Origin of the sequence: Segeticoccus rhizosphaerae (assembly GCF_009192725.1) — a bacterium.
Taxonomy (GTDB): domain Bacteria; phylum Actinomycetota; class Actinomycetes; order Actinomycetales; family Dermatophilaceae; genus Segeticoccus; species Segeticoccus rhizosphaerae.
This window is the reverse complement of the sequence record NZ_VOHR01000001.1, coordinates 38,323-62,709: the sequence shown is the minus strand read 5'-3', so window position 1 is coordinate 62,709 and position 24,387 is coordinate 38,323. Positions and strand designations below refer to the sequence as shown.

The 24,387-nt window shown below is 69.0% G+C and carries 27 protein-coding genes and 1 pseudogene; 19 read left to right on the top strand and 9 right to left on the bottom strand.

Annotation, left to right across the window (positions count from 1 at the left end):
- Positions 1-58 precede the first annotated feature (58 nt).
- Positions 59-2,179 (top strand): S9 family peptidase, encoded by a 2,121-nt coding sequence (locus FRW57_RS00305; protein WP_152184990.1) that lies wholly within the window; start codon positions 59-61, stop codon positions 2,177-2,179.
- A 35-nt stretch (positions 2,180-2,214) separates the two neighbouring features.
- Here FRW57_RS00305 and FRW57_RS00300 read toward each other — a convergent pair whose 3' ends face one another.
- A complete protein-coding gene (locus FRW57_RS00300; protein WP_137120150.1) occupies positions 2,215-3,102 on the bottom strand; it encodes a universal stress protein in 888 nt (295 codons plus the stop codon).
- Positions 3,103-3,270: 168 nt separating this feature from the next.
- Between FRW57_RS00300 and FRW57_RS00295 the strand changes: the two genes are divergently transcribed.
- Complete coding sequence (locus FRW57_RS00295; RefSeq protein WP_152184989.1) at positions 3,271-3,789, top strand: DinB family protein; 519 nt, start codon at positions 3,271-3,273, stop codon at positions 3,787-3,789.
- Positions 3,790-3,891: 102 nt separating this feature from the next.
- On the opposite strand, the pseudogene FRW57_RS24940 reads toward FRW57_RS00295, so the two are convergent.
- Positions 3,892-4,218: pseudogene (locus tag FRW57_RS24940) on the bottom strand (polysaccharide deacetylase family protein); the annotation flags it as partial.
- Positions 4,219-4,344: 126 nt separating this feature from the next.
- On the opposite strand from FRW57_RS24940, the gene FRW57_RS00285 reads away from it, so the two are divergent.
- On the top strand, positions 4,345-4,830 hold the full coding sequence (locus tag FRW57_RS00285; protein WP_152184988.1) for a glycosyltransferase family protein: 486 nt from the start codon (positions 4,345-4,347) through the stop codon (positions 4,828-4,830).
- A gap of 168 nt (positions 4,831-4,998) precedes the next feature.
- Complete coding sequence (locus FRW57_RS00280) at positions 4,999-5,349, top strand: STAS domain-containing protein (RefSeq protein WP_162529202.1); 351 nt, start codon at positions 4,999-5,001, stop codon at positions 5,347-5,349.
- A gap of 85 nt (positions 5,350-5,434) precedes the next feature.
- Here the strand turns inward: FRW57_RS00280 and FRW57_RS00275 are convergent, their stop codons facing one another.
- Together FRW57_RS00275 and FRW57_RS00270 are read right to left on the bottom strand one after the other, a co-directional pair.
- Positions 5,435-6,436, bottom strand: a complete 1,002-nt coding sequence (locus FRW57_RS00275) for an SDR family NAD(P)-dependent oxidoreductase (RefSeq protein WP_152184986.1) — start codon at positions 6,434-6,436, stop codon at positions 5,435-5,437.
- 150 nt (positions 6,437-6,586) lie between these two features.
- A complete protein-coding gene (locus tag FRW57_RS00270) occupies positions 6,587-7,147 on the bottom strand; it encodes a TetR/AcrR family transcriptional regulator (protein WP_152184985.1) in 561 nt (186 codons plus the stop codon).
- Positions 7,148-7,209: 62 nt separating this feature from the next.
- On the opposite strand from FRW57_RS00270, the gene FRW57_RS00265 reads away from it, so the two are divergent.
- The 10 genes from FRW57_RS00265 (at position 7,210) to FRW57_RS00220 (ending at position 16,259) form a co-directional block, all read left to right on the top strand.
- Positions 7,210-8,358, top strand: coding sequence for an FAD-dependent monooxygenase (locus FRW57_RS00265; RefSeq protein WP_152184984.1), 1,149 nt, complete (start codon positions 7,210-7,212; stop codon positions 8,356-8,358).
- Between the two features lie 138 nt (positions 8,359-8,496).
- Entirely contained in the window at positions 8,497-8,835 is a 339-nt protein-coding gene (locus FRW57_RS00260) for a YciI family protein (RefSeq protein ID WP_152184983.1), read from the top strand.
- A 14-nt stretch (positions 8,836-8,849) separates the two neighbouring features.
- The gene (locus FRW57_RS00255; RefSeq protein WP_238999217.1) at positions 8,850-9,995 is read left to right on the top strand and encodes an RNA polymerase sigma factor; all 1,146 of its coding nucleotides are present in this window, start codon (positions 8,850-8,852) and stop codon (positions 9,993-9,995) included.
- Between the two features lie 142 nt (positions 9,996-10,137).
- The gene (locus FRW57_RS00250) at positions 10,138-10,680 is read left to right on the top strand and encodes a YceI family protein (protein WP_203230153.1); all 543 of its coding nucleotides are present in this window, start codon (positions 10,138-10,140) and stop codon (positions 10,678-10,680) included.
- 315 nt (positions 10,681-10,995) lie between these two features.
- Positions 10,996-12,294: a Na+/H+ antiporter NhaA gene (gene nhaA, locus FRW57_RS00245; protein WP_275263072.1), complete on the top strand. Its 1,299-nt coding sequence runs from the start codon at positions 10,996-10,998 to the stop codon at positions 12,292-12,294.
- 24 nt (positions 12,295-12,318) lie between these two features.
- Complete coding sequence (locus tag FRW57_RS00240; protein ID WP_152184979.1) at positions 12,319-12,648, top strand: DHCW motif cupin fold protein; 330 nt, start codon at positions 12,319-12,321, stop codon at positions 12,646-12,648.
- A 176-nt stretch (positions 12,649-12,824) separates the two neighbouring features.
- On the top strand, positions 12,825-13,583 hold the full coding sequence (locus FRW57_RS00235) for a LamB/YcsF family protein (protein WP_137120167.1): 759 nt from the start codon (positions 12,825-12,827) through the stop codon (positions 13,581-13,583).
- A 2-nt stretch (positions 13,584-13,585) separates the two neighbouring features.
- A complete protein-coding gene (locus tag FRW57_RS00230; RefSeq protein WP_137120168.1) occupies positions 13,586-14,536 on the top strand; it encodes an LLM class flavin-dependent oxidoreductase in 951 nt (316 codons plus the stop codon).
- Positions 14,533-15,501: a CoA transferase subunit A gene (locus tag FRW57_RS00225; RefSeq protein ID WP_152184978.1), complete on the top strand. Its 969-nt coding sequence runs from the start codon at positions 14,533-14,535 to the stop codon at positions 15,499-15,501. The genes FRW57_RS00230 and FRW57_RS00225 overlap by 4 nt, the downstream gene beginning before the upstream one ends.
- Positions 15,498-16,259: a CoA-transferase subunit beta gene (locus FRW57_RS00220; RefSeq protein ID WP_202911378.1), complete on the top strand. Its 762-nt coding sequence runs from the start codon at positions 15,498-15,500 to the stop codon at positions 16,257-16,259. Before FRW57_RS00225 ends, FRW57_RS00220 begins: the two co-directional genes overlap by 4 nt.
- A 39-nt stretch (positions 16,260-16,298) precedes the next feature.
- Here the strand turns inward: FRW57_RS00220 and FRW57_RS00215 are convergent, their stop codons facing one another.
- From FRW57_RS00215 to FRW57_RS00205, 3 genes are read right to left on the bottom strand one after another with little or no spacing between them, the layout of a single operon-like run.
- On the bottom strand, positions 16,299-17,129 hold the full coding sequence (locus FRW57_RS00215) for a putative hydro-lyase (protein ID WP_137120170.1): 831 nt from the start codon (positions 17,127-17,129) through the stop codon (positions 16,299-16,301).
- Positions 17,129-18,175, bottom strand: a complete 1,047-nt coding sequence (locus FRW57_RS00210; RefSeq protein ID WP_152184977.1) for an LLM class flavin-dependent oxidoreductase — start codon at positions 18,173-18,175, stop codon at positions 17,129-17,131. Before FRW57_RS00210 ends, FRW57_RS00215 begins: the two co-directional genes overlap by 1 nt.
- Positions 18,172-18,876 (bottom strand): GntR family transcriptional regulator, encoded by a 705-nt coding sequence (locus tag FRW57_RS00205; protein ID WP_137120172.1) that lies wholly within the window; start codon positions 18,874-18,876, stop codon positions 18,172-18,174. The genes FRW57_RS00210 and FRW57_RS00205 overlap by 4 nt, the downstream gene beginning before the upstream one ends.
- Positions 18,877-18,972: 96 nt before the next feature.
- Here FRW57_RS00205 and FRW57_RS00200 point away from each other — a divergent pair, with 96 nt between their 5' ends.
- Genes FRW57_RS00200 through FRW57_RS00185 form a run of 4 tightly spaced genes read left to right on the top strand, consistent with a single transcriptional unit; the run spans position 18,973 to position 22,495 of the window.
- Positions 18,973-20,229, top strand: coding sequence for an NRAMP family divalent metal transporter (locus tag FRW57_RS00200; RefSeq protein WP_137120173.1), 1,257 nt, complete (start codon positions 18,973-18,975; stop codon positions 20,227-20,229).
- A gap of 30 nt (positions 20,230-20,259) precedes the next feature.
- Positions 20,260-21,021, top strand: coding sequence for a LamB/YcsF family protein (locus FRW57_RS00195; RefSeq protein WP_137120174.1), 762 nt, complete (start codon positions 20,260-20,262; stop codon positions 21,019-21,021).
- On the top strand, positions 21,021-21,638 hold the full coding sequence (gene pxpB, locus FRW57_RS00190) for a 5-oxoprolinase subunit PxpB (protein ID WP_152184976.1): 618 nt from the start codon (positions 21,021-21,023) through the stop codon (positions 21,636-21,638). The genes FRW57_RS00195 and pxpB overlap by 1 nt, the downstream gene beginning before the upstream one ends.
- A complete protein-coding gene (locus FRW57_RS00185) occupies positions 21,635-22,495 on the top strand; it encodes a 5-oxoprolinase subunit C family protein (RefSeq protein ID WP_137120176.1) in 861 nt (286 codons plus the stop codon). Before pxpB ends, FRW57_RS00185 begins: the two co-directional genes overlap by 4 nt.
- Positions 22,496-22,565: 70 nt before the next feature.
- Here the strand turns inward: FRW57_RS00185 and FRW57_RS00180 are convergent, their stop codons facing one another.
- Together FRW57_RS00180 and FRW57_RS00175 are read right to left on the bottom strand one after the other, a co-directional pair.
- Complete coding sequence (locus FRW57_RS00180; RefSeq protein WP_152184975.1) at positions 22,566-22,961, bottom strand: VOC family protein; 396 nt, start codon at positions 22,959-22,961, stop codon at positions 22,566-22,568.
- A 161-nt stretch (positions 22,962-23,122) separates the two neighbouring features.
- Complete coding sequence (locus FRW57_RS00175; protein ID WP_152184974.1) at positions 23,123-23,758, bottom strand: TetR/AcrR family transcriptional regulator; 636 nt, start codon at positions 23,756-23,758, stop codon at positions 23,123-23,125.
- 53 nt (positions 23,759-23,811) lie between these two features.
- Here FRW57_RS00175 and FRW57_RS00170 point away from each other — a divergent pair, with 53 nt between their 5' ends.
- Entirely contained in the window at positions 23,812-24,357 is a 546-nt protein-coding gene (locus FRW57_RS00170) for an ester cyclase (RefSeq protein ID WP_152184973.1), read from the top strand.
- Positions 24,358-24,387: the final 30 nt, after the last annotated feature.

Genomic DNA, 24,387 nt, shown 5'->3' with positions numbered 1-24,387 from the left:
TGACCGTGGTGACGATGGCCGCCGTGTGCCGGGGAGCCACGTCGGTTAGCGTGGTCCGGTGAGCACACCCAAGCCCCCCGTGGCCGCACAGGTCGACCACGTCCGCGAGCACCACGGCGACCGCTTCGTCGACCCCTACGAGTGGTTGAGGGACAAGAGCGCCCCCGAGGTCATCGCCCACCTGGAGGCCGAGAACGCCTACGCCGACGCCGTTACGGAGCACCTCGAGCCACTGCGCCAGCGGATCTTCGAGGAGATCCGCTCGCGGACGCTCGAGACCGACCTGTCCGTCCCGGCGCGGCTGGGCGGTTGGTGGTACTACGCGCGCACCTTCGAGGGTCGTCAGTATGCCGCGCACTGCCGCCTTCCGGTCGTCGCCGGCGCCGACCGCCCGCGTCCCGAGCCGGGTGTCGCGATCGACGGTGAGCAGGTGCTGCTCGACGGCAACGTCGAGTCGGAGGGGCACGAGTTCTTCTCGCTGGGAGCCTTCGAGGTCTGCCAGGACGGCACGCGACTCGCCTACGCCGTGGATCTCGAGGGCGACGAGCGCTTCACCTTGCGGGTCAAGGAGTTCGGCGAGGACGGGCAGGGCACCCTCATCGACGAGGCCGTGACCGACACCGGCTACGGCGTCGCGTGGTCCGAGGACGGCCGACACCTGTTCTACACCCGGGTCAACGAGGCCTGGCGGCCCTTCCAGGTGTGGCGCCACGAGGTCGGCACCGACGCCGCCGGAGACTCGCTCGTCTTCGAGGACCCGGACGAGCGGTTCTGGGTCGGCGTGGGCGCCTCCCGCGACGACCGGTGGGTGGTCATCCAGTGCGGCTCGACCACGACGTCGGAGGTCCGGCTCATCGATGCGTCCCGCCCGCTCGACGAACCTCGAGTGGTGGCGCCTCGGACGCACGGCGTGGAGTACGACGTGGAGCCTGCTGGTGACCGGCTGCTCATCGTGCACAACGCCGGTGACCCGGACTTCGAGCTGTCGAGTGCACCGCTCGAGGCGACCAGCCGCGAGGACTGGACCCCACTGGTGCCCCCGACTCCCGGTGAGAGGGTGGTGGCCGTCGAGGCGTTTGCCGACCACGCTGTCGTCTCGCTGCGCCGCGACGGTCTCACGGCGCTGCGGGTCCTGCCTCGAGACGCCGCGAGTGAGAACGGATTCGGGACGGGCCATGATCTGGGGTTCGACGAGCCGGTCTACACGGTCTCGACGGGCAACAACCCGGCATACGACAGCGGCGTGGTGCAGGTGACCTTCGAGTCGCTCGTGACGCCCACGGCGGTGTACGACTACGACATGAGCGCGCGCACGCTCAGCCTGCTCAAGCAGCAGCCGGTGCTCGGCGACTACGACGCGACACGCTATGTGCAGCGCCGGGAGTGGGCCACCGCCGATGACGGCACGCGGGTGCCGATCTCGTTGGTTGCCAGGGCGGATGTGGCTGCGGACGGCACGGCCCCGGGACTGCTCTACGGCTACGGCTCCTACGAGATCTCGATCGACCCGAGCTTCTCCATCGCGCGGTTGTCGCTCCTCGACCGGGGCGTGGTCTTCGCCATCGCCCATCCGCGCGGCGGCGGTGAGATGGGCCGCCGGTGGTACGAGGGCGGCAAGCTGCAGGCCAAGAAGAACACGTTCACCGACTTTGTTGCGTGCGCGGACCACCTGGTTTCTTCGGGCTGGGTCGCGCCGGACCGCCTTGCCGCAGAGGGCCGTTCGGCTGGTGGCCTGCTGATGGGAGCCATCACGAACCTGGCGCCGGACCGGTTCCGGGTCGTGCACGCCGGCGTGCCGTTCGTCGACGCGCTGACCACGATCCTCGACCCGTCACTGCCCCTGACCGTCGGGGAGTGGGAGGAGTGGGGCGACCCTCTGCACGACGCCTCGGTCTACGCCTACATGAAGTCCTACACGCCCTACGAGAACATCGCCGTGAAGGACTACCCGGCCATCCTGGCGACGACGAGCCTCAACGACACGAGGGTCTACTTCGTCGAGCCGGCCAAGTGGGTCGCCCGACTGCGGGAGACGGTGACGTCCGACCCGGTCGAGCGGCCCATCCTGTTGCGCACCGAGATGGTCGCCGGGCACGGCGGCAAGAGCGGCCGGTATGACGCGTGGCACCAGCGGGCGTTCGAGCTCGCCTTCCTGCTGGACCAGCTCGGCGCCGCCTGAGCGGCGACTGCCGCACAGCAGCCGCGACGAAGGACTCAGCGGTTCACGAGCCGCTTGCGGACGATCGCGACGGGGCAGGCCGCTCTGCGCAGCACGTCGTTGCTGACCGAGCCCAGCAGTAGCCCGGTGAATCCACCGGTGCCGCGCGCCCCGACGACGACCAGATCTGCGTCGGACGACTTCTCGACCAGCAGCTTGAGCGGGTTGCCGCGCACGATCTCCTGCCTGACCTTGACGTCGGGATAGCGGGCTGCCGCGCCGGCGAGGGACTGCGCCACCGCAGCCTGCTGCTCGGACTCGTAGCTGGGCCAGTCGGAGGTGGCGACGTCCGTGACGTCCTGCCGCCGCTCGGGCCACCAGGCGTGCAGGACCAGCAGCTCGGCGCCACGCTGGTCGGCCTGCAGGTAGGCGTAGTCGACGGCCCTCAGGGAGTCGGGCGAGCCGTCGACCCCGACGACGACGCGGCGGTGGCTGAGGTGGTCGGCCTCGGCGTGGCGCACGACGGTCACGGGGGAGTGGGCGTGCTCGGCGACCTGCAGGGCCACCGAGCCCAGCGCGCTCGGCATGAGGGTGCTCTGGCCGCGCGCGCCGACCACGACGAGCTCGGCCTCGTGCGAGGCGCGGATGAGTGCTGCGGAGGCGAAGCCCGAGGCGCTCACGCCGGTCACGGGCACATCCGGTGCGATGGTGTGGATCCGGGCCCTGGCGTCCTCGAGGATGCGTTCGCTCGCGGTGACCAGCGTGTCGTGGTCGGCGCCGCCCCCGAAGATGGCCGAGGGCTCGTCCGGAGCGAAGGCGTGGACGAGGTGGATCGGCAGGTGGCGGCGTCCGGCCTGGGCGGCCGCCCACTCGAGTGACATCTTGCCGAGGGCGGAGCCGTCGACCCCGACCACGATGCTCCCCTTGCGCGGTGTCTTGTCCATGGTGGACTCCCTTCGACCAGTGGGCGTCAGCCCGTCTCCTTCGACTGTAGCCCGATTGCGGGTCGGGTTCAGGTACCCCGCGGTGCGTCGGCGGGAAGGGCCGGCCCGCAGCGGGACGCGGCCGCCGCCGCGTGCTCCGCGCCTGAGTTCGCTGCGAGACTGGCGGGTATGAGTCTGCCGCTGCCCAGCCCGCACGATTCCTTCTCTGACACCGCCAGTCGCTTTCTCGACTACCTGGACTTCTACCGGTCAGTCGTCTCCACGAAGGTGTCAGGTCTGGGCGACCACCAGTTGAGACAGAGCCGTCTGCCGTCCGGATGGAGTCCCATCGAGCTGGTGAAGCACCTGGTTTTCATGGAGCGCCGGTGGCTGGTCTGGGGCTTCCGCGGGGAGCAGGTCGAGTCCCCATGGGGTGACCAGAGCTTGGCGGAGGTCTGGGCAGTCGGCCCGGACGAGTCGGTGGCGGATCTGCTGCTCGCCCTGCACCGGGGCGGCATGGCGACACGCGAGATCGTCGAGGGCAACGAGCTCGCGACCCGGGCACAGGTCGGCGGCCGGTTCCCGACCGCCGCCGACGCACCGACGTTGGAGTGGATCCTCTTCCACGTGCTCCAGGAGTATGCCCGCCATGCCGGCCACCTCGACATCGCCCGAGAGCTCATCGACGGAAGTGTGGGCGAGGACTGAGCTGTCGCGGTGGTGTTTGGCGGCTCGCGGGCCGGGTAGGGCAACGTCCGCGCTGAGCAGGAGGTGGACCGGGCGGGGACCGTGCCCGAGGGTGTATTCGTGGGACCACCCGTGGACCCCGAGCTCGTGGCCACGCGCTGCGATCTCCGGGACGAGGTCCGGTGCCCGCGTTGCGCGTTCGCCGAGCAGGAAGAAGGTCGCGCGCACCCCGCAACGCGACAGCACCTCCAGCAGGGGCCGGGTCGTGTCCGGGTGCGGACCGTCGTCGAGCGTCAAAGCGACATGGCCTGGGCGGCCGCTTCCTTGCAGGCCGGGAAGGAAGCGGCGGACCGACGGAATCCAGGTGGCGGCCGGAAGGACCTGGCCGGCCGCGGCCGCGCCGAGACCGACGGCTGCCCAGCGGGATGCGGACGCGCAACGGTCCTGCATGTTCCCTCCGTCTTTGGGAACGAGCATCATATGGCTCGCGTCCTCGTCCTCACCGCCAGCATGGGTTCCGGGCACGACGGTGTGGCACGGGAACTGGGCAGACGCCTACGCCAGTGAGGCTGTGACGTGTTGATCGTCGACCTGCTCGGACAGTATCCGTTCAGGCTCGGTCGCCTGCTCCGCGGAGGGGACGCCGTGGTGAGCACGTTCCACCTCGCCGGGCTGGTCGCGGGCCGGCTGCGCCGCCAGGGACGACTGAGCGCGCCGAGCATGGTCCTGGTGACCGACCCCGCCGCGCACCACCTCTGGCGGGATCGTTCCACGGACCTCTACCTGTGCGCCTACCCGGGACAGGCGGGCGAGCTGTCCCACGACCTCGGCGTGCCGTCGATGTCCATCCGGCCCGTCATCCGCCCGCAGTTCCGTTCCCCGAGGGCCGGGCTCGGCTTCACCGACTGGCTTCCCGACGGCGAGGACCGGAAGGTCGTGATGGTCTCGACCGGGTCGTCGCGGATCGGCCGCCCGGCGCGGGTCGCCGCTGCGCTCTACTCGACCGGTCGGTATCTGCCCGTGGTGCTATGCGGGCACAACCGGGACCTGGAGACAAGCTGACCGCCTCGGATGTCCGGTGAATCGGTACCGAATCGCCCCTCACCAGAACAGGACACAACGCCAACGGTCACCGCGTCGGCGTCAGGATGCGGTGGTCGTGAATCGGCGTAGGCTGAAGTGGTTGGTCGAGCAGCTGGCCAGCGTCCGCCTCGCCCCTGGAGGCCGCACGTGAACTGCGAACTGACCATCAATGTGGACGTGGACGGCCGCGAGACCCAGGTGGCCGTCGCCGGGATCCTCGACGCGTCCAGCGCCAACGCCTGCCTGAAGCAACTGCTGCAAGCCATGCACCTGGAGGTTCCTCGTCTCGTCGTCGACCTGTCCCAGGCCGAGTTGGTCGACTCCGCCGGACTGGGCATCCTGCAGGCGGCGCGCGCACAGGCGGTCACCCTGGGTGGACACCTGCGCCTGGTGGGCGTCCCGGAGTACCTCTGGCCGATGATTGCCGAAGAACGGTTGGCGCTCGCCGCGGACACCCCCTCCTTCGCTCGAGGCCACGGATCGGCCGTCGAGGGCTGAGGATGCGTCGCCGAGCAGCGCTGGTGTGCAAGGAAGCTCGGGCGGCATTATCGCGTCTGCGGGCTGTGGGGCTGGGCTCAGGGCTCTAGTCGCGTCGATTTCTCTTTTCGACGCGGCCGTCCCCTTCCGGGGTGTCCACCTCGTTGAACCGCTGTGCCGCGCGGGTTCCCAGCGTCGTGAGTCGGTCCACCACGCCGGAGCCGAGGCGTCGGCGCGCCGTGCTTCCCTCGACGACCGCGCCGGGACCGGATCCGGTCGGCAGGGCCCGGGACGCCAGCCTGAGCAGACGAGTGGTCGTGCTGGGTGCGAGGCCCGCGAACCTCGTCGCGACCTTGGCCAGGGGAGTGAGGATGACCATGGGCCTGCCGCCGAGGACGGCGTCCACCATCAGGCGGGCCGCCCTCTCGGCGTCCATGGACAACAGCGGCAGGGACGCGGCGACGGAGAACCACGCATACTCCTTTGCCGGGTATCCCGTGAACAGGGCGTGCCGGTCCGAGCCCGTGCGCATCAGACCCGGCACGATGGTCGTCGCCGTCACGCCGGTGCCTGCCAGGTCGGCGTGCAGGCCCTGGCTGAGGCCGACTGCACCGAACTTTGCCGTGGCATAGGGCAGCAGGTGCGGAGGGCTCACGACGCCGCCGATGGAGGTCACCGTGCCGAGGCGGCCGAACCCTCGCTCGCGCATGCCGGGCAGCACCGCGAGGGCGAGGTGAATCGGGCCCCAGACCATGATGTCGATCGCCTCTCGGAAGAGGTCCTCGGTCACCGCTGTCAACGGTCCGGCCTGGATCACCCCGGCGACATGGATCGCGACGTCGATATCCCCGTGCTCGCGCTCCACCTCCCGGACCATCTGGCGCACGGCTGCACCGTCGGCGACGTCGCACACTAGGCCCTGCAGCTCGAGGCCATGATCCTGGCGCAGCTGCCGAACCGCTCGCTCGACCTCCTCCGGATCACGGGCACAGATCGTGGTCCGCAACCCGCGGCCGGCGAGTTCGCGGGCGACCAGCAACCCGAGCCCACGCGAGCCACCGGCGACCAGAGCGGTGCGCGGGCGCTCCCGCGCAGAGGTGGTAGACATTTGCACCCCCTACCCATTCCTTCGTGCGACACCCCTGCCGTCAAGCGTGTCCGGTCGGGTCGGGAGAGGAGCCGGCAAGCTCTTGCTCCGATCGGCACGGGGCAACCGCCCGGCTGGCCACGCCGGTTCAGTGCCGCCCGGCGCACGAGCTCACGCAGGCACCTCGACCATGGCGGCTGTCACGGCGCGGATGACCATCGTGAGCTGGGGGAGTGAGAGCGTCCTGTCGCCGGCGCCGGCCACCTGGTCGAAGACGAGGCCGTCCAGGAGCGCAGCCAGGTGGTGCGCCTTGGCGTCGGGAGAAGGGACCCCGACCGCGGCGAGCAATGAGGCAAGGGCGGCGCGGACCATCTCGCCGCTACGCACGAGGACCTGCCGAAGCTCCGGTCGACGCGTCGCCTCCAGGGTGAGTTCGTAGCGGGCGAGCTGGCGTTGCCGGTCGCGGGTCACCCACGTGTGCAGCAACTGCGCGATCGCCGCCGCGAAGCTGTCGAGGTCGGGGGTGGGCAGGATCGGTACCTCGGTCTCGTCCAGCTCCACCAGTCGTTGGACGGTGGCTTCGAGCAGGGCGAGCCGGCTGCGGAAGTAGTAGGACGTGGAGCCCTCGGGCAGTCCCGCCGCGTGGTCGACGGCGCGATGGGTCAGACCGCGCATACCGTCGCTGGCCAAGGTCGCGATCGCCGCGTCCGTGATCGTGGTCCGGCGAGACATCAGCGTTGCCGCCTTCCCTCTACGGATGTAATGTCATGCTCTACGAATGTAGAGGAGGGTACATGAGGGTCCTGATCGTGGGCGGCGGCATCGCCGGGCTTGCGGCGGCCATCGGGCTCGCACGCGTGGGGGCGCAGGTGACGGTGATGGAGCAGGCCGGGCAGTTCGGCGAGGTCGGAGCGGGCCTGTCGGTGTGGCCGAACGCGTTGCGCGCTCTCGATGAGCTCGGAGTCGGCGAACAGGTGCGGGCCCGTGCACGGGTGGCGCGGAGGCCGGTCATCCGGGACGTCAGCGGGCGGGCGTTGTCGACGACCGACCTTGCCGAGACAGAGCGACTCTTCGGACCGCTGCTGATAATTCACCGCGCCGAGCTGCTCGATGTCCTGGTGGGCGCGCTGCCGGCGCCGGTCACGCTGCGACGCGGCGTTGTCGTGAAGGCAGTGCAGTCGGACGGGTCCGTCGCGCACTCGGCGGGCACGACCGGGGCCGACCTGGTGGTCGGCGCGGACGGCATCAACAGCACGGTGCGGACGGGGTTGTGGCGGCAGGCGCGACGCCCACGCTACCTCGGCTACAGCACCTACCGGATGCTCACCGACCCGACCGACATCGACGAGGACGGAGAGATGTGGGGGCGTGGCCTGCGGTTCGGGTGGGCACCGCTGCCGGACGGTCGCGTCTACTGCTTCGCCGTCGTCAACACGCCTGCCGGACAGGTTCCGCAGGCCCTGTCGCAGGTGGCTGAGCGCTTCAGCGGTTGGCACGCACCCGTCCCACAGCTGCTCCGGGCCGTGCCGCCCGAGGTCGTGCTCCACCACGATCTGTACGAACTGCCCCCGCTGTCGACATACGTGTCAGGCCGCGTCGGGCTCATCGGCGATGCCGCACACGGCATGGCACCGAACCTGGGGCAGGGAGCGGGGCAAGGGATCGAGGATGCGGTCACCTTGGCGGCCGTGCTCAATGCGGCACCCAGCATCCCGGCCGCGCTGGCCGCCTACGACCGGCAGCGCCGGACCAGAACCCAGTCGGTCGCCCGGCGCTCCCGACTCATCGGTGTCATCGCCCAGCTCCAGTCGGCCCCCGTCGTCGCCGTGCGCGATGCCGTCATGCGGTGCACGCCGGATCGCGCCGTGTTCCGTTCTCTGAAGCCGGTGTTGTCCTGGCAACCACCGTCCGGCACCGGACGGTGGCGGAACGGCGGCGTGTGAGCCGCGGAATGGGGCTCGGCACCGTGGACGGAGCGGAGTAGCTTCGGGACGTTCAGAAACTGCGTTCCCGGGTTGGTGTCCCGCGCGCGACGGCTTGTTCGTCGTCCTGGTGAGAGTCCACTCCCTCAGGAGGTTCCCATGCAGTACGCCTTGATGTTCTACTCCGAGCCTGGCGCGGGAGAGGCGTTGTCGGCGGCGGACCGCGATGTGGCCCGGGCTGACTTCTCGGAGCTGCTCCACGACCCCCGGCTCGTGGTCGGCGCCCAGCTTGCTCCGGTGGAATCGGCCACGAGTGTGCGCGCGCATGCAGGCCGCACCCTGGTCACCGATGGCCCGTTCGCGAACACCAAAGAGGTGCTGGGCGGCCTGGTACTGGTCGAGGCGGCCGACCTGGACGAGGCCCTCGAGCTGGCAGCCGCCGTCCCCATCGTCCGTTTCGGCGGGGTGGTCGAGGTCCGCCCGGTGGTGGCGCGCTGACCACTCTGGAGCAGGTGTTCCGCGACGAGTGGGGCCGCGTACTGGCCTCGCTGGTGGGGTATCTCGCCGACTTCGACCGGGCGGAGGAGGCAACCCAGGAGGCGTTCGCCATCGCGGCGCAACGCTGGCCGGTCTCCGGCGCGCCGACCAACCCCGGGGCGTGGCTGACGACGACGGCCCGCAACCGGGCGATCGACCGGATCCGTCGCGAGCGCACGTTGGCGCAGAAGTTCCCCTTGCTTCAGGCGGCGGAGGCGACCATGGACGAGTTCGACGACACCCCGATCAAGGACGAACGGCTCGAGCTGGTCTTCACCTGCTGTCACCCTGCTTTGCCCTTGGAAGGGCAGGTGGCGCTCACGCTGCGGGCACTGGGTGGATTGAAGACGGCCGAGATCGCACGGGCTTTCCTGGTGTCCGAGGAAGCCATGAAGCGTCGCCTGTCGCGCGCCAAGGCCAAGATCAAGGCCACCGGCATCCCGTTCGCGGTCCCGGACGCGCACCTGCTGCCGGATCGCCTCGACGCCGTCCTGGCAGTCGTCTACCTGATCTACAACGAGGGCTACGCGGGCCGGGTGGACCTCGCTGCGGAGGCAATACACCTCGGGGGCGTCCTTGCCGCGTTGATGCCGGACCAGCCGGAGACCCACGGGCTGATGGCGCTGATGATGATCCACCATGCACGACGGCGGGCCCGGTTCGCCGGTCAGGACCTGGTGCTGTTGGAAGACCAGGACCGCTCCCTGTGGGACCGGGACCAGATCGCCGCAGGACGAGCAGCGCTCGACCGTGCGCTCGCGCTCGGCGGGCGGGGTCCGTATGTCGTCCAGGCCGCCATCGCCTCGCTGCTCGCGGTCGAACGGGTCGACTGGCCGCAGGTGGTCCAGCTGTACCGCCGGCTGGCCGACCTGACTGACTCACCGGTGGTGCGGCTCAACGGAGCCGTGGCCCTGGCCCAGGACGGCTACCCCGAGGTGGCGCTGCGCGAGGTGGATGCGCTCGACCTCGACGACTATCTCTACTACCACTCGACGCGCGGCGAGCTGTTGCGCAGGGTCGGCCGCGACGACGAGGCCCGCGAGGCCTATCGACGGGCCCTCGACCTTGCGAGCAGCATCCCCGAGCGCAGGTTCCTGACCAGGCGGCTCAACCAGACCTGACCAGGCTGTCCCACCAGGTGGTGTCCCTTCGTCGTCAGTATGACGGCGTCGTCCACGACGACACCGGCATACCGCCCGCGGCCGCAGAGTACGCGGCACCACCACACCATTGGAGGACACAATGGGATCCACCATCTCGACCGTGACGCACCCCGACTATCGAGTCGGCACGTGGAAAGCGGACCCGGTGCACTCCGAGATCGCCTTCTCCGTGCGCCATCTGATGCTGAGCAATGTGCGCGGCCGGTTCACCCGATACGACGTCACGATCAACACCGGCGAAGATCTGTCGGAGTCGTCGATCACCACGACCATCGAGCTCGCGTCGATTGACACCGGCAACCAGCCGCGCGACGAGCATCTTCGATCCGCCGACTACCTCGACGTCCAGCACCACTCGGTGATGAGCTACCGCTCCACCGGTATCCGTCGCGACGGGGACGGATGGCTCGTCGACGGCGAGTTGACGTTGCACGGCATCACCCGGCCGGTGTCGTTGACCAGTCAGGTGAACGGGTTCGCCGCAGACCCCTTCGGGGGTCAGCGGGCCGGATTCTCGGCCACAGCGAAGATCAGCCGGCGAGAGTTCGGCATCGGCGCGGCCCTCCCGCTGGACGGCGGTGGCGTCGCGGTCGGAGACACGGTGGCGATCAGTCTGGAGATCGAAGCCGTCCTGCAGCAGTGAACCCGAGGTGCAAGGCTCGTTCGAGGGACCGCGCTGAGCTCGGCCGCCCCGACGGCATGACCACGTCGCGCGCTGGAACCGAGCTCAGGGTTGCCCTCCGTGGACTGGTTCTCCGGTGCCGGTAGGTCTGACGCGGCCACCTCTCGACGCGTTCTTCGCCCCGCTGCTCGTCCGGCGAGGACCCGGCGGGAGGATGCGGCTGTGGACGAACACGACACGGACGATGAGCTGGAGCTGCGTGAACCGGTGCTCCGTAGCTGGCGGGAGAGTGACCGATTCATTCCCCGCAGAGTGGTTCGCCCAGCGCAGCGGCTGATGGACCTCGAGGTGAGCGCAGCCGCCCTCATGTTCGTGGCTGCAGTCGTGGCGCTGGCCTGGGCCAATTCCCCCTGGGGCGATTCGTACCTGCGGTTCTGGAACACCCGGATCGACGTGTCCGTCGCCGACGTCAGCGTCCTGCGCATGGACCTGCGTGGGGGAGTGACCGATGGCTTGATGACGATCTTCTTTCTGGTTGTTGCCCTCGAGATCAAGCGGGAGTGGGTAAGCGGCGAACTGCGTGACCGGAAGACTGCGGCGCTGCCGATCGTGGCCGCAGCCGGGGGGATGGTCGTGCCGGCCTTGATCTATGCCGCCTGGAACGCGGAGGGCCCAGCGTCACATGGCTGGGGCATCCCCATGGCCACTGACATCGCCTTTGCGGTGGCGGTGGTCGCCCTGGTCGGCGCGAGAGTGCCGGCCAGCGCCCGACTGTTCCTGCTCACCCTCGCGATCGCCGACGATCTCGGCGCCATCCTGGTGATCGCTCTGTTCTACTCCGGCGGCCTTTCCGCCTACTGGCTGTTGGGCGCCATCGCCATGGGCATCGCGGCCTGGCTTCTCCAGCGCGTGAACGTCAGATCCATGTCGGTGTTTGTCGCGTTGGGTGTCGTCTGCTGGTACATGCTCCGCCAGTCGGGCGTCAACGCGACCATGGCGGGAGTGGCCTTCGGTTTCCTCACACCAGCTGGCTCCTTCCTACCGAGTGACCAATTCGGTGACGTCGCTCGCGGTCTGGCCGCTCGAGTCGGCGACCGCACCAAGGACGACCTCACAGAGGCCGACGTTGACGAGAACGCCAACAGCCTTCGCGAGATGGTGCGCCTCTCGCGTGAGACTCAAGCGCCGTTGGACCGCGTCGCCTGGCGTCTGGGCAGTTGGTCGGCCTTCGTGGTGGTCCCGGTCTTCGCTCTGGCCAATGCCGGCGTGCAGGTTCCACACACATCTCCCGGCCGCTGGCTGACCAACCCGGTGGTGCTCGGTGTCGGAGTTGGTCTCGTGCTGGGCAAGACCATCGGGGTCTTCGGCACGTCGTGGGTCTTGGTCAAGCTGGGCTGGGTGCGTATGCCCAGCAGTATGACCAATCGGCACCTGCTCGGGGTATCGATCTGCGCGGGTGTGGGATTCACGGTGGCGTTGTTCGTTGCAAGCCTCGCCTTCGCCGAGGCGCAACTGGGTAACGATGCCCGGCTTGGGATCATGTCTGGCAGTCTCGTGGCTGGCGTCCTCGGCTACTTGGTGCTCCGCTATCTGTGCGGCCGAGAGCCGGCGGCTGCCACCTCGCTCGATCGTTGAGCCTTGCCCGGGTAGGGTCCAACGATGCGCTTGGAAGACACTCCGTTCGACGTCACGACCTGGGCGGCTGTTCCGGTGGTGGAGCATCCCGGTGCGAACGGCGTGGCACGCTGGCGCTCCTGCCAGTTCGGCCACCTTCGCGTCCGGATGGTGGAGTACTCACCCGGCTACCGCGCCGACCACTGGTGCACCAGAGGCCACATACTGCTGGTCCTGGAGGGTGAGCTCGTCACAGAGCTGAGTGACGGGAAGGTCTACACCATCCCGGCTGGAAGCAGTTACCAGGTCGGGGACGACCTATCCGCCCACCGCTCGACCGCCCCCCGCGGAGCCAGGTTGTTCGTGGTGGACTGACGGGCCCGCGGTGTGGGGGGCGACTTCACCTGCCTGGGCTTCGAGCAACGACCACCGGTTGACGCTCTAGGCTGGCGGTGTGTTGGAGGTGCGCCTCACCGAGGCAGCGTGCGTTCTGGTTGTCCACACGCCGTCGCGGTCATCCGCGCCCTCGCTACGACGACGAGAGGTGGGTCATGTCAAGGATCGCGCTGACGACAGACATCGGTGAGGGCCTGGGACGCTGGGAGCTGGGGGACGACGAGGCGCTGCTCGGGATCGTCACCAGCGCCAACATCGCGTGCGGGTTCCACGGGGGCGACCCGAGCATCATGCGCCGCACCTGCGAGACGTCGGTCAAGAACGGCGTCTCGATCGGCGCGCAGGTCAGCTACCGCGACATCCACGGTTTTGGCCGCCGTTACATCGCCGTGCCGCAACGCGAGCTGACCGACGACCTGCTCTACCAGCTCGGTGCCCTCCAAGCCTTCGCCAAGCTGGCCGGCGGGCAGGTCGACTACGTCCGAGCGCATGGCGCGCTCTACAACGTGGCCGCCACCAACACCGAGCACGCACAGGCCATCGTCGACGCCACCGTGGCATTCGACCGCAACCTCCCGCTGCTCTGCCAGGTCGGTACCGAGACCTGGCGGTTGGGCGAGGAGGCCGGACTGCGCACCGTCGCCGAGGCGTTCGTCGACCGGGCCTACACGCCCGAAGGGCTCCTGGTCCCGCGCACCGAGAGCAACGCCATGCTGCGCGATCCGAGGGAGGCGGCCGAGCGGGCCGTCGAGCTGGCCACGAACGGCAACATCACTGCGGTCGACGGCACCTCGATCCACGTCGACGCGGAGGCACTGCTCGTGCACTGCGACACCGAGGGGGCGGTCGAGATCGCACGCGCCACCCGGGCGGCATTGGAAGCCGCGGGAATCGATCTCGTCCCCCTCAGCTGATCATGGCCGACATCCCCTTCGGGCTGGCCATCGAGAACTTCACCTCGAGCCACACGAGCCCCCGCGTCGGTGACCTGGTGCGCTATGCCACGCGGGCGGAGGAGCTGGGCTTCCGCTCGCTGTGGGCTTGGGACCACCTGTTCCTGGGCAGCCGGCAGCCCTTCCCGCAGCTCGAGGCATTGACCACGCTCGCGGTCCTCGCGGCCCACACCGAGCGCGTCACCCTCGGCACCGGTGTCCTGGTCCTGCCGATCCGTGACCCGGCCCTGCTCGCCAAGACCGCCGCCACGATCCAGCAGGTGTCCGGCGGCCGGCTCTGCCTCGGAGTGGCGGCCGGCTGGTACGAGCGAGAGTTCGAGGCGACCGGCACGCCATACAGAGGCAGGGGTTCCCGGTTCGAGCGCAACCTGGAGATCTGCAAGCAACTGTGGACCCAGGACGAGGTGAGCGGGGTCTGGGATGACCTGTCGTTCCGGCGAGTGCGCATGCTTCCCAAGACGGAGCGTCCGGGCATCCTCATCGGCGGCTACGTCGACCGGGTGCTGCGCCGTGCCGCGACGCTGGGCGATGGATGGCTGACCTACTTCTACACGGCCGACGCGTTCGCGGAGTCATGGGCCAAGGTGTGCCGCTTCGCCGAGGAGGCCGGGCGGGACCCGGGGGAGTTGCGCAACGTGTCGCAACTTCCGTTGTGCATCGGCGATTCCCACGAGGCGGCAACGAGGCAGATCGGACCCTGGCTGGCGTCCTACTTCGACACCCCGGAGTGGAGCAACGCGACACCGGACAGCGCCATCCGCGGCACGCCCGAGCAGTGCGCCGAGCAGTTGGCCGCCCACCTGGACGCCGGCGTCCAGGAGATCTGCCTGGTGCCCTACGGCTACGAGAGCGAGCAGGTCGAGCGGTTCGCCGCCGAGGTGAGTCCGCTGCTGGAAAGGAGGCCGCGGTCATGACAACCTCCGGGATCACCGCCCCGGCCGACACCCTGCGCGCCCGCCGCGAGCTGGAGTCGGGCCCAAGCCGCGTTCGTGAGAAGTTGACAACCGCAAGGGAAGCCGTCGCCGCGCTCGTGCATGACGGCGACGTGGTGGCAGTCGGCGGGACCAACCACGCTCGCACCCCGATGGCTCTGCTGTGGGAGGTGCTGCGCCAGGGCCGCACCGGCCTCGCGCTTTCCCGCCCGTTGACGTGCTTCGAGTGCGAACTGTTCCTCGCCTCGGGCGCGGCCGACCGCGTGATCACCAGCTGGGTGGGGATCGGCCACGGGTGGGGACTCGCCCGTGTGCTGCGGGAATTCGTCGAGCAGGGCCGCGCCACGTATGAGGAGTGGAGCCATCTCGGGCTCGGGCTGCGCTACAAGGCTGGGGCCATGGGGATGCCCTTCCTGCCAACCCTGAGCATGCTCGGCTCCGACCTGGCCGACCGGCTCGAGCTCAAGACGACCACCTGCCCGTATACCGGGCAGGTGGTGCACGCCGTGCCCAGCCTCAACCCTGACGTGGCGCTGATCCACGTCCAGCAGGCTGACCCGTTCGGCAACTCGGTGATCGACGGCTACCAGCTGATGGACGCGGACGTGGCGCCTGCCGCACGGCGTGTGATCGTCTCGGCCGAGGAGATCGTGTCCACCGACGAGCTGCGTCGTGATCCTGCCCGCACGGTGATCCCCGGGTTCGCCGTGGACGCCGTGGTCGAGCAGCGCTTCGGCGCCTACCCACACGAGTGCTACGGGCGCTACGACACCGACAAGGACGCGTTCTCGTCCTACATGGAGCGCGTGAAGCAGGAGGGTGCCGAAGGAGCCCGAGCCTACGTGCGCGAGGTGCTCGCCCACGGCGACTTCGACTCCTACCTCGAGGCGGTCGGTGCGGATCGTCTCGCGACGCTGAGCCGTGTGGAAGGACTGATGCCGCAGTGATTACCACGACGGGCGCCCGACCCGACGAGGTCATGACGATCAGCGCGAGTCGACTGCTCGAGGACGACAAGGTGATGTTCGCCGGCATCGGGCAGCCGCTGCTTGCTGCGGGCCTGGCCCGTCGCCGCCAAGCGCCGGGTCTGACGGTGATCCTCGAGGGGGGCATGATCGGCGTGCAGCTGCTACCCGGCGAGTTCCCGGCGTCCACCAACGAGATGCGGGCCGCGGTGGGAGCTGAGATGCTGACGAGCGCAACGGACATCTTCCTGATGGCCCAGCGGGGCTTCTTCGACTACGGCTTCATCGGCGTCGGCCAGATCGACCGATACGGCAACGTCAACACCAGCCTGATCGGGGCACACGACCAGCCATCGGTCCGGCTGCCCGGGCCGGGCGGGGCCAACGACATCGCATCGATGTGCAACCAGACGTTGATCGTGACCAGCCACGAGCCGCGGCGGTTCGTCGAGCGGGTCGACTACATCACAAGCCCCGGCTACCTCGAGGGTGGCAACTCACGAGCGGAGGCGGGGCTCCTCCACGGCGGCCCGTCCTTCGTCGTCACCGACCTCGCGCTGATGGACTTCGAGCCGGAGAGTCGCCGGATGCGCCTGCGCGGGCTGCAACCCGGGGTGTCGGTCGAAGACGTCCAGAACGCCACCGGGTTCCAGTTGCTCGTCGCTGAGGAGCTCGACGCCCTCGACCCGGTCAACGCCGAGGAGCTGGCCATCCTGCGCCAACTCACCGGGCGCGTCTGAGACCCGGGGCAGCCCCGCTGGGCCGCCCCAGGTCAGGCATCAGTTCTGCTGATACACCGAGTCGGGGACATCGGTGACGAACATGTGGCCCGGGGCGTGCGTGATGGCGAACGGCGGCTTGGAAGCCATCAACGCCGCCTGAGGCGTCACACCGCACGCCCAGAAAACCGGTACGTCCCCCTCCTCGAACCGGACGGGCTGACCGAAGTCCGGTTGCGCGAGATCCGTGATGCCCAACGCCTCGGGCGCGCCCACGTGCACGGGCGCACCGTGCACCTCGGGCATGCGGCCGGTCACCTGGACGGCCTTGGTCACCAGGCCAGCGGGGATGGGACGCATCGAGACCACCAGTGGCCCGGACAGGCGTCCCGCTGACCGGCACTGCGTACTGGTGCGATACATGGACACGTTGGTGCCCTGGTCGATGTTGCGCACCGGCACCCCTGCCCCGATCAGCGCGTTCTCGAAACTGAAGCTGCAACCGATGAGGAAGCTGACGAGGTCGTCCCGCCAGAGGTCTGCGACGTCCGACGGCTCGTCGGCCAACTCGCCGTCGCGCCAGACGCGGTAACGGGGCAGGTCGGTGCGCAGGTCCGCGTCGGGCGCCAGCACCGTGCTGGTCACGCCCGGCTCGGTGACGTCGAGCAGCGGCACTGGCTTGGGGTTGCGTTGCCCGAAGAGCAGCATGTCGAACGCCCAGTCCTTCGGCAGGATCACGAGATTCGCCTGGGTGAAGCCAGTTGCCCAGCCGCTGGTCGGCGTGACCAAGCCGTCGCGGAAACGCCGGCGGGCCTCGCGCGGCGAGGAGCGTCTCGCCTCGTCCCGCTCGACCCGGGTCGCGGGGATGTTCGCTTGTTCGGTCGTGGTCATCACGCAGTCTCCTTAGATGTCGTGCTCGCACCGCGGTCGGCGGGCGCCGTGCCGCCCGCAGCGAGCATCGGCCCGATGACCCGGCCGAACGCTTCGACCTCGTCCTCGGGCAGGTGATAGTGGTCTTCCCAGGTATGCGTGGGAAACAGGAAGACCCGCTGCAGGCCGACCTCGTCCCGGGCCCGCAGCAGCCGCTCGGCGCAGTGTTCCGGGGACCCGAAGAGACCAAAGGCGTCGAGGATCCGGTCGACCAGCTCGTCGTCCAGGGAACCGGGGTCGAAGTCCTCGGCCAAGTCGATCCCGGCCTCACGCAGCCAGCGCAGATTCGACGCGCTCGGATAGGTCAGCCAAGGCTTGTCCTTGCGGAACCATGCCCGTGGCCAGCGGCGCACCTCGTCCTCATCGCCGAGCCCGATGGGCACGATGAGGATCTCCTCCAGCGAGGCAGGGTCGCGGCCGGCCCGCTCCGCGCCGCGTCGGACACACTGTCGGGCGGCCTCGACGCTGCCCGGGTCGAGGCCCACGAGCATCATCACGCCGTCGGCCACCTCGCCGGCCAGCTCCAGCAGTTTGGGACCGGAGGCCAGCACGATGACCCTGGAGCCGGCAGCCGGTCGGTTGGACAGCTCGAGCGGGTGACCGTCCCAGTCGGCCCGTCCGGGGCCGAGCAGTCCGCGCAGCGTCGTCACGACCTGGCCGAGCCGCGCGCGCGCGGCGCGCGGCTGCCCCGCCTTCTCTACGGACAGGAAGCCGGGTGCCACAGTGACGAAGGCACGTCCCGGGGCCAGCTCGTCGAGCGAGTTGACCAGCGACGCGAGCACGAGTGGGTGCCGGGTGACGACGTTGGACGTGGCGGGGAACAAGGCGATCCGGTCAGTGGCGTACGCCATTGCACTGAGGGCCAGGTAGGCGTCCCGCCCGGTGTGGTGGTGGTCGGGCACACCCACGCCGTCGAGTCCGGCCCGCTCACAACGCGCCGCGAACGCGGCGAGCTCGGGCAACGGACGCCCGAGTGGCACCCGGATGCTCACCTCGATCGGCTTCATCGGGAGGGGATTCCCTGAGGAGCAGCCACGATCGCGTGACCGCGTTCGTGAGCGCTGTCGGCGCGGTAGGCGGACAGCAGCTGGTCCTCCGAGTCGCGCAGGTAGCGCTGAAGCTCATCGGCCGCCTGCTCGACTTGCCCGGCCTCCAGCAGGCTCAGCAGCTCGTGGTTACGGGCCAAGTAGGGCTCGTGCCACTTGCGGGCGTCACCCACGACGTGAAACGCCAACCGTAGCTCGGCGAGCAGTCGCCGGACGACCTCGTCGGCGTGCGGACTGCCTCCGAGCCCGACCAACTCCTGGTGAAACCGCATGTTGGCGGTGCCGAGCGCCCGCCAGTCCTCACGCCGCTGTGCCACGTCACCGTCATACACCGACTCCCGGACCGATGCGAGCTCGTCGGGATCGAGGGCTGGCAGTAATCGCAGCGTGCCGCACTCCACGAGTCGACGCATGTGGTAGACGTCGACGAGGTCGGCCTCACCGAGCTCACGCACGAAGACGCCGTAGTTGAGCCGATGCACCAGCAGACCGTCGTGCGCGAGCAGCCGAAACGCCTCACGCAAGGTGTTCCGCGAGATGCCGAGCGGCCCGACCAGGTGCTCCTCGCGGAGTTGCTCGCCGGGCAGCAGGCTGCCCTCGACGATACGTCGGCGCAAGATCTCGGCGGCGCGTTCGGCGACCGTGCCTCGTCGTGCGGTCATCCTCCACCTTCGTCTTCGGGCTCGTGGGGCAAGGCGGGTGTCCACGGATAGAAACACACCCTTGTCGCATTGTTCAACACTCCCTATGGTGTGTCCATGCCATCGGTCGAGAAGTCCGATCAAACCCCTTCCGGAGACAGCTCCGCCACAGCTGGGGCCGTCCGCAAGACAGGCTCGCGTACGACGCTGATCGGCGCGGTCTTCCTGATGGCGACCTCGGCCATCGGACCCGGGTTCATCACGCAGACCACGTCGTTCACGGTCCAACTGGGCGCCGCGTTCGCCTTCGCCATCATCATTTCGATCCTGGTCGACATCGCCCTACAGCTGAACGTATGGCGGGTGATCGGGGTCGCGGGAAAGCGGGCCCAGGAGCTGGGCAACCTGGTGCTCCCGGGACTCGGCTGGGTGATGGCCGCGCTCGTGCTCATCGGTGGATTCGTCTTCAACGTCGGCAACGTGAGTGGTGCCGGCCTGGGCACCGACGCGATGTTCGGCCTGACCCCCAAGTGGGGTGGCGCGCTCTCCGCGCTGTTCGCGATCGGGATCTTCGTGTACAAGCGGGCCGGACTGGCGATGGACCGGTTGGTGATCCTGCTCGGTGGGTTGATGATCGGTCTGACCGCTTACGTCGCCGTGACCTCGGGCCCTCCGGTGGGGCAAGCGCTGCGCAATGTCGTGCTGCCCGAGAAGGTCGACTTCCTGGCGACGACGACGCTGATCGGCGGCACCATCGGTGGCTACATCGTGTACGCCGGCGCCCACCGGTTGCTGGACTCCAAGATCACGGGGCCGCAGAACGTCGCAGACATCACCCGCACCTCCATCATCGGGGTGCTGGTGACCGGGGTCATGCGGATCATCCTCTTCCTGGCGATCCTGGGTGTCGTTGCGTCGGGTGCGAAGCTCGACCCGGCAAGCCAGGCCGCCTCCGCGTTCCAGCACGCGGCCGGGACGGTCGGTCTGCACATCTTCGGTGTGGTGCTGTGGGCTGCCTCCATCACCAGCGTGATCGGCGCTTCCTACACGAGCATCTCCTTCATCACCTCCAGCACCCGCACCTCCGAGCGCACCCGCTCCCTGCTGGTGGTGGGCTTCATCGTCATCACCACGGGGATATTCCTGGCCATCGGGGCAGCCCCCGTGACGCTGCTCATCTTCGCCGGCGCCTTCAACGGGTTGTTGCTGCCGGTTGGCATCGGCATCGTGATGTGGGTCGCCTGGCGACGCACCGACCTGCTGGGCGGCTATGACTACCCTCGCTGGCTGGTGGTCATAGGGGTGCTCGCCTGGCTGCTGACCATCTACCTCGCGATCAAGTCGATCGGTCCCGTGATCGACCTGTTCCACTGATCAGGCACCCAACGGAAGCGGAGGCACACTATGACCAGCGTCGACCTGAACTCGGATCTGGGTGAGGGATTCGGCCACTGGACGCTCGGTGACGATGACGCGCTGCTGAAGGTCATCACCAGCGCCAACGTCGCGTGTGGCTTCCACGCGAGCGACGCCTCCATCATGCGGCGGGTCTGCGAGCGCGCGGTCATGGAGGACGTCGCGATCGGTGCCCAGGTGGGTTACCGCGACCTGCCCGGCTTCGGCCGCCGGTTCATCGACATCGAGCCGGAGGCGCTGACCCAGGACGTGATCTATCAAATCGGCGCGCTCGAGGCATTTGCCCGGGTGGCCGGCTCGCGGGTGCGCTACGTCAAGCCGCACGGCGCGCTCTACAACGCGATCGTCCACCATGAGGAGCAGGCCGCCGCAGTGGTGCAGGCCATGCTCGACTACGACCGCACACTTCCAGTGCTGGGGCTGCCCGGCTCCGCGTGGGTGCGTCAGGCCCGCGAGGCCGGCCTGACGGTGGTCGAGGAGGCCTTCGCCGACCGTGCCTACACCCCGGAGGCCACCTTGGTGTCGCGCCGTCTGGAGGGAGCTGTGCTGCATGACGGCGCAGCCATCGCCCAGCGGTGCGTGGCGATGGCCACCGGCGGCACGATCAAGGATGTGGAGGGCGGCGACCTCACCATCACTCCCGGCTCGATCTGTGTCCACGGCGACACCCCGGGCGCCGTGACCATTGCGCAGCAAGTCCGGGATGCTTTGAGCGAGGCGGGCGTGTCGCTCTCCGCTTTCGCCCCCTGATGCGTGTCCTGCCGAGCGGGAGTACAGCACTGCTGGTCGAGCTGGAGCACCTGGACGAGGTGCTCGCGCTCTACACCGCGCTGATCGACCTCCAACTCGAGGGCGTGATCGACGTCGTCCCTGCCGGGCGCACCATCCTGCTGTCCATCGACCCGGACGTGACTGAACTGTCCACGGTGGAGCGGGAAGTGCGTGCCGTCGAGCCACGCCATGCGGCACGGAAATCGGGAGAGCTGGTGGAGATCCCGGTGGTCTACGACGGGCAGGACCTCGACGGCGTGGCAAAGATCCTCGGATGTGACGCGGCAGAAGTCATCCGCCGACACACTGCCGACGAGTGGACTGTCGCCTTCTGCGGATTCGCCCCCGGATTCGCCTACATCACCTCCGCCAGCGGCGCCTGGCAGATCCCACGCCGAGAGAGCCCCCGCACCTCCGTCCCCGCTGGATCAGTCGGACTGGCAGGGGAGTTCAGCGGGATCTACCCGCAGGCTTCTCCCGGTGGGTGGCAGTTGATCGGGCACACCGAGGTCGCCGTCTTCGACATCGATCGAGAGCCCCCGGCACTGCTCAGTCCTGGCACGCCGGTCCGCTTCGTCGACGTAGGGCGGTCATGACCGACACCCTCGCAACCCTGACCGTGGTGGAGCCCGGCCCGTTCACCACCGTGCAGGACTCAGGACGACCCGGGCAGGGCTCGCTGGGCATCGGCCGCTCCGGCGCCTGTGACCGAGCCTCCTACCAGTTGGCCAACCGCCTGGTCGGCAACCCCAACGGCGCCGCGGCCCTCGAGGTCACTCTCGGCGGCCTGGTCGTCCGCGCTGAGGGCGACCTCTGGGTCGCAGTCACCGGGGCGCCGTGCCCGGGCGTGCCCCTGAACTCGCCCGTGCTTCTTCGCCGGGGCGAGCAGTGGCGGTTCGGGGTGCCGTCTGTGGGCGCGCGCAGCTACCTCGCGGTCCGCGGCGGCATCGACGTGCACCCCGTGCTGGGCTCGCGGTCCACCGACGTGCTGGCTCGCCTGGGGCCGGACCCCCTGAGCGTCGGAGACCGGCTCCCCATCGGGACATCAACGGATGCCATGCCCGGGGTGGACGTCGCGGCCGTTCCAGCTCCGACGGGCGATGAGCTTCGGGTGCAGGTCCTACCCGGGCCTCGACGCGACTGGTTCAGCGACGACGCATGGCTCTCCCTGCTCGACCAGCGATACACGGTGACCCCGGACAGCAACCGAGTCGGTCTGCGCCTGGACGGGATCCCGCTCGAACGCACCAACAACGGTGAACTCATCAGCGAGGGAATGATGCGCGGAGCGCTGCAGATCCCGCCCTCCGGCACGCCGGTGCTGTTCCTGGCCGACCACCCGGTCACGGGGGGGTATCCGGTGATCGGCTATGTCGCCGACCACGACGTGGACCGCTGTGGGCAGCTGCAGGTCGGTCAGGGGCTCCGCTTCACCACACGCCCGTCTCGATAGACGTCCTTCAGCGCGGTCGCCCCTGGTGTCGGCGCCGGGCCCCGTTCGCGACGACTCGCGGCTTGACGGCTCACCCCTCCGGGTAGCCGGAGTCGAGGCAGAGGATGTTGCCCTCGCTGTCCTTGAACCAGGCCGCGTGGCCCATCCCGGCCATGTCGGCGATGCCGTCATCCCACTCCACGCCGGGCATGTCATAGGTCTCGAGTGCGACGCCCTTGGCTTGCAGGGCGCGCGCCTCGGCCACGACGTCGTCGACGTGGAACTGGGCGATGGTGTGGCCGGCCTGACCGGCGTAGTCGGTCTGGTAGACGCTGAAGGTGGTCCCGCCGTCGGTGTGGTAGATCAGCATTCCGGCGTCGCCCAGCTCGGTGGCCGGCGTCAGGCCGAGGGTGTCGGCGTAGAACGATCGAGCACGCGCGAGATCCGCGGCGGGGATGTTGGCGGTGACGGATGCACTGGTCAGCATGGGGTCCTCCTGATGAGCTGCCTCCCGCTATACACCCCCTCCGGGCGACGCCGCAGCCGAACCACAAAATTGGGTTCGCACTGCCTACGGGTACAGGCCCGCCTCCGCCCGCAGGCCCCGTTGACGTCCGCTCAGGTCGCGGAGTATGTGGTCACTCATTCCTATGACAGTGCAGCGTCGATGGCGCGAGTGAGCCACTCGCCATACTGGTTGATGGTCCATCCTCTGAGCATGACGAGGCGCTCGTAGTGGTCGATGGCGAGATAGTTCCAGAGCAGATCGGTAACTTCGTCGAGCTGGATGCCCGGCCGCAGCTGGCCGGTCTCGAGGAGCTGCTGCCCCAGCAGCCGCATCCCGGTTAGCCCCTCCTGCAACAGCTGGTCCCAGACAGGTTGGAGGGACTCGTCGACGTGCCGGCCGTCGCGGACCATGATCTGGATCCTTGCGGAACGTTCGAGTCGCTGCGTCAGCCCGTCGACGAACAGCGCGATCTTGCGTCGCACGTCCGGCTCCTCACGCAGCGCGACCATGGCTGGTCGCTCGCGGATCGGCACCGGCTCGTCGTCCCCTGCGAGGGTGACGTCGAAGACGGCCTTGGCCAGGGCGGCTTTGGTGCCGAACGTCTTGTAGACCATCTCCGGCGACACACCAGCCGCGTCCGCGATGGCGGTCACGGTGGTCGCGCGGTAGCCGTCGCGCTCGAACAGGTCCCGCGCGGTCAGCACCACGCTATGCCGGCGCGCCCGGGCCTGCTCGCGGCGGCCAGTCGCGTCATACGGCCTCTTGACAGCTGGCATGCGTCCTCCCAAACTTTGAGTACAGTAGGACTGTAACGAATGGAGTGGTTCCCATGCCTGACCTCACGCTCGGCGTGTCCGCCGATCCGGTCGCGCTGGCCGTCCGCAGCATCCACGCGATGGCCTCCGGTGATCGGGAGGAGTTCGACGCGCTCTACCACCCGGACGCTCGCGACCGGGAGAACCGGATCCAGCCGCCGGCCTCGCGCGTCCCCGGTCCCGACTGCTTCTGGTCCACCGCGCGGTGGCTGCGTGCCGCCTTCGCCGGTCTTCACTACGAGATCCACCACGCCCTGGCCGACGGCGATCTGGTCGCCGTGGATTCCACGATGTGCGGCACGCACACCGCTCCGTGGGCGGTCTACACCGACGACGGCGACATCGACTCCGTATTCCCTCCCACCGGCAAGCCGTTCCGGGCCACGCAGACCCACTGGTTCCGGGTCGAGGATGACCTCATTCGCGAGCACTGGGCCAACCGCGACGACCTCGGCATGGCCCAGCAGCTCGGTTGGATCCCGCCCACCCCGATCTTTCTCCTGCGCATGGGCGCAGCCAAGCGGCACGCTCACCGCAGCGAACGGCATCCCGCCGGGTAACTGGTCCCTGCGCGAGCCCTTCGGCCTGCC

Bases quoted from the DNA above. Each gene is read 5' to 3' on its own strand.
- FRW57_RS00180 (WP_152184975.1), bottom strand. From the start codon at position 22,961: ATGCTGACCAGTGCATCCGTCACCGCCAACATCCCCGCCGCGGATCTC.
- FRW57_RS00260 (WP_152184983.1), top strand. From the start codon at position 8,497: ATGCAGTACGCCTTGATGTTCTACTCCGAGCCTGGCGCGGGAGAGGCG.
- FRW57_RS00275 (WP_152184986.1), bottom strand. From the start codon at position 6,436: ATGTCTACCACCTCTGCGCGGGAGCGCCCGCGCACCGCTCTGGTCGCC.
- FRW57_RS00185 (WP_137120176.1), top strand. From the start codon at position 21,635: ATGACCGACACCCTCGCAACCCTGACCGTGGTGGAGCCCGGCCCGTTC.
- FRW57_RS00235 (WP_137120167.1), top strand. From the start codon at position 12,825: ATGTCAAGGATCGCGCTGACGACAGACATCGGTGAGGGCCTGGGACGC.
- FRW57_RS00200 (WP_137120173.1), top strand. From the start codon at position 18,973: ATGCCATCGGTCGAGAAGTCCGATCAAACCCCTTCCGGAGACAGCTCC.
- pxpB (WP_152184976.1), top strand. From the start codon at position 21,021: ATGCGTGTCCTGCCGAGCGGGAGTACAGCACTGCTGGTCGAGCTGGAG.
- FRW57_RS00210 (WP_152184977.1), bottom strand. From the start codon at position 18,175: ATGAAGCCGATCGAGGTGAGCATCCGGGTGCCACTCGGGCGTCCGTTG.
- FRW57_RS00295 (WP_152184989.1), top strand. From the start codon at position 3,271: ATGAGTCTGCCGCTGCCCAGCCCGCACGATTCCTTCTCTGACACCGCC.
- FRW57_RS00230 (WP_137120168.1), top strand. From the start codon at position 13,586: ATGGCCGACATCCCCTTCGGGCTGGCCATCGAGAACTTCACCTCGAGC.
- nhaA (WP_275263072.1), top strand. From the start codon at position 10,996: ATGGACCTCGAGGTGAGCGCAGCCGCCCTCATGTTCGTGGCTGCAGTC.
- FRW57_RS00270 (WP_152184985.1), bottom strand. From the start codon at position 7,147: ATGTCTCGCCGGACCACGATCACGGACGCGGCGATCGCGACCTTGGCC.
- FRW57_RS00265 (WP_152184984.1), top strand. From the start codon at position 7,210: ATGAGGGTCCTGATCGTGGGCGGCGGCATCGCCGGGCTTGCGGCGGCC.
- FRW57_RS00300 (WP_137120150.1), bottom strand. From the start codon at position 3,102: ATGGACAAGACACCGCGCAAGGGGAGCATCGTGGTCGGGGTCGACGGC.
- FRW57_RS00195 (WP_137120174.1), top strand. From the start codon at position 20,260: ATGACCAGCGTCGACCTGAACTCGGATCTGGGTGAGGGATTCGGCCAC.
- FRW57_RS00170 (WP_152184973.1), top strand. From the start codon at position 23,812: ATGCCTGACCTCACGCTCGGCGTGTCCGCCGATCCGGTCGCGCTGGCC.
- FRW57_RS00225 (WP_152184978.1), top strand. From the start codon at position 14,533: ATGACAACCTCCGGGATCACCGCCCCGGCCGACACCCTGCGCGCCCGC.
- FRW57_RS00175 (WP_152184974.1), bottom strand. From the start codon at position 23,758: ATGCCAGCTGTCAAGAGGCCGTATGACGCGACTGGCCGCCGCGAGCAG.
- FRW57_RS00205 (WP_137120172.1), bottom strand. From the start codon at position 18,876: ATGACCGCACGACGAGGCACGGTCGCCGAACGCGCCGCCGAGATCTTG.
- FRW57_RS00240 (WP_152184979.1), top strand. From the start codon at position 12,319: ATGCGCTTGGAAGACACTCCGTTCGACGTCACGACCTGGGCGGCTGTT.
- FRW57_RS00215 (WP_137120170.1), bottom strand. From the start codon at position 17,129: ATGACCACGACCGAACAAGCGAACATCCCCGCGACCCGGGTCGAGCGG.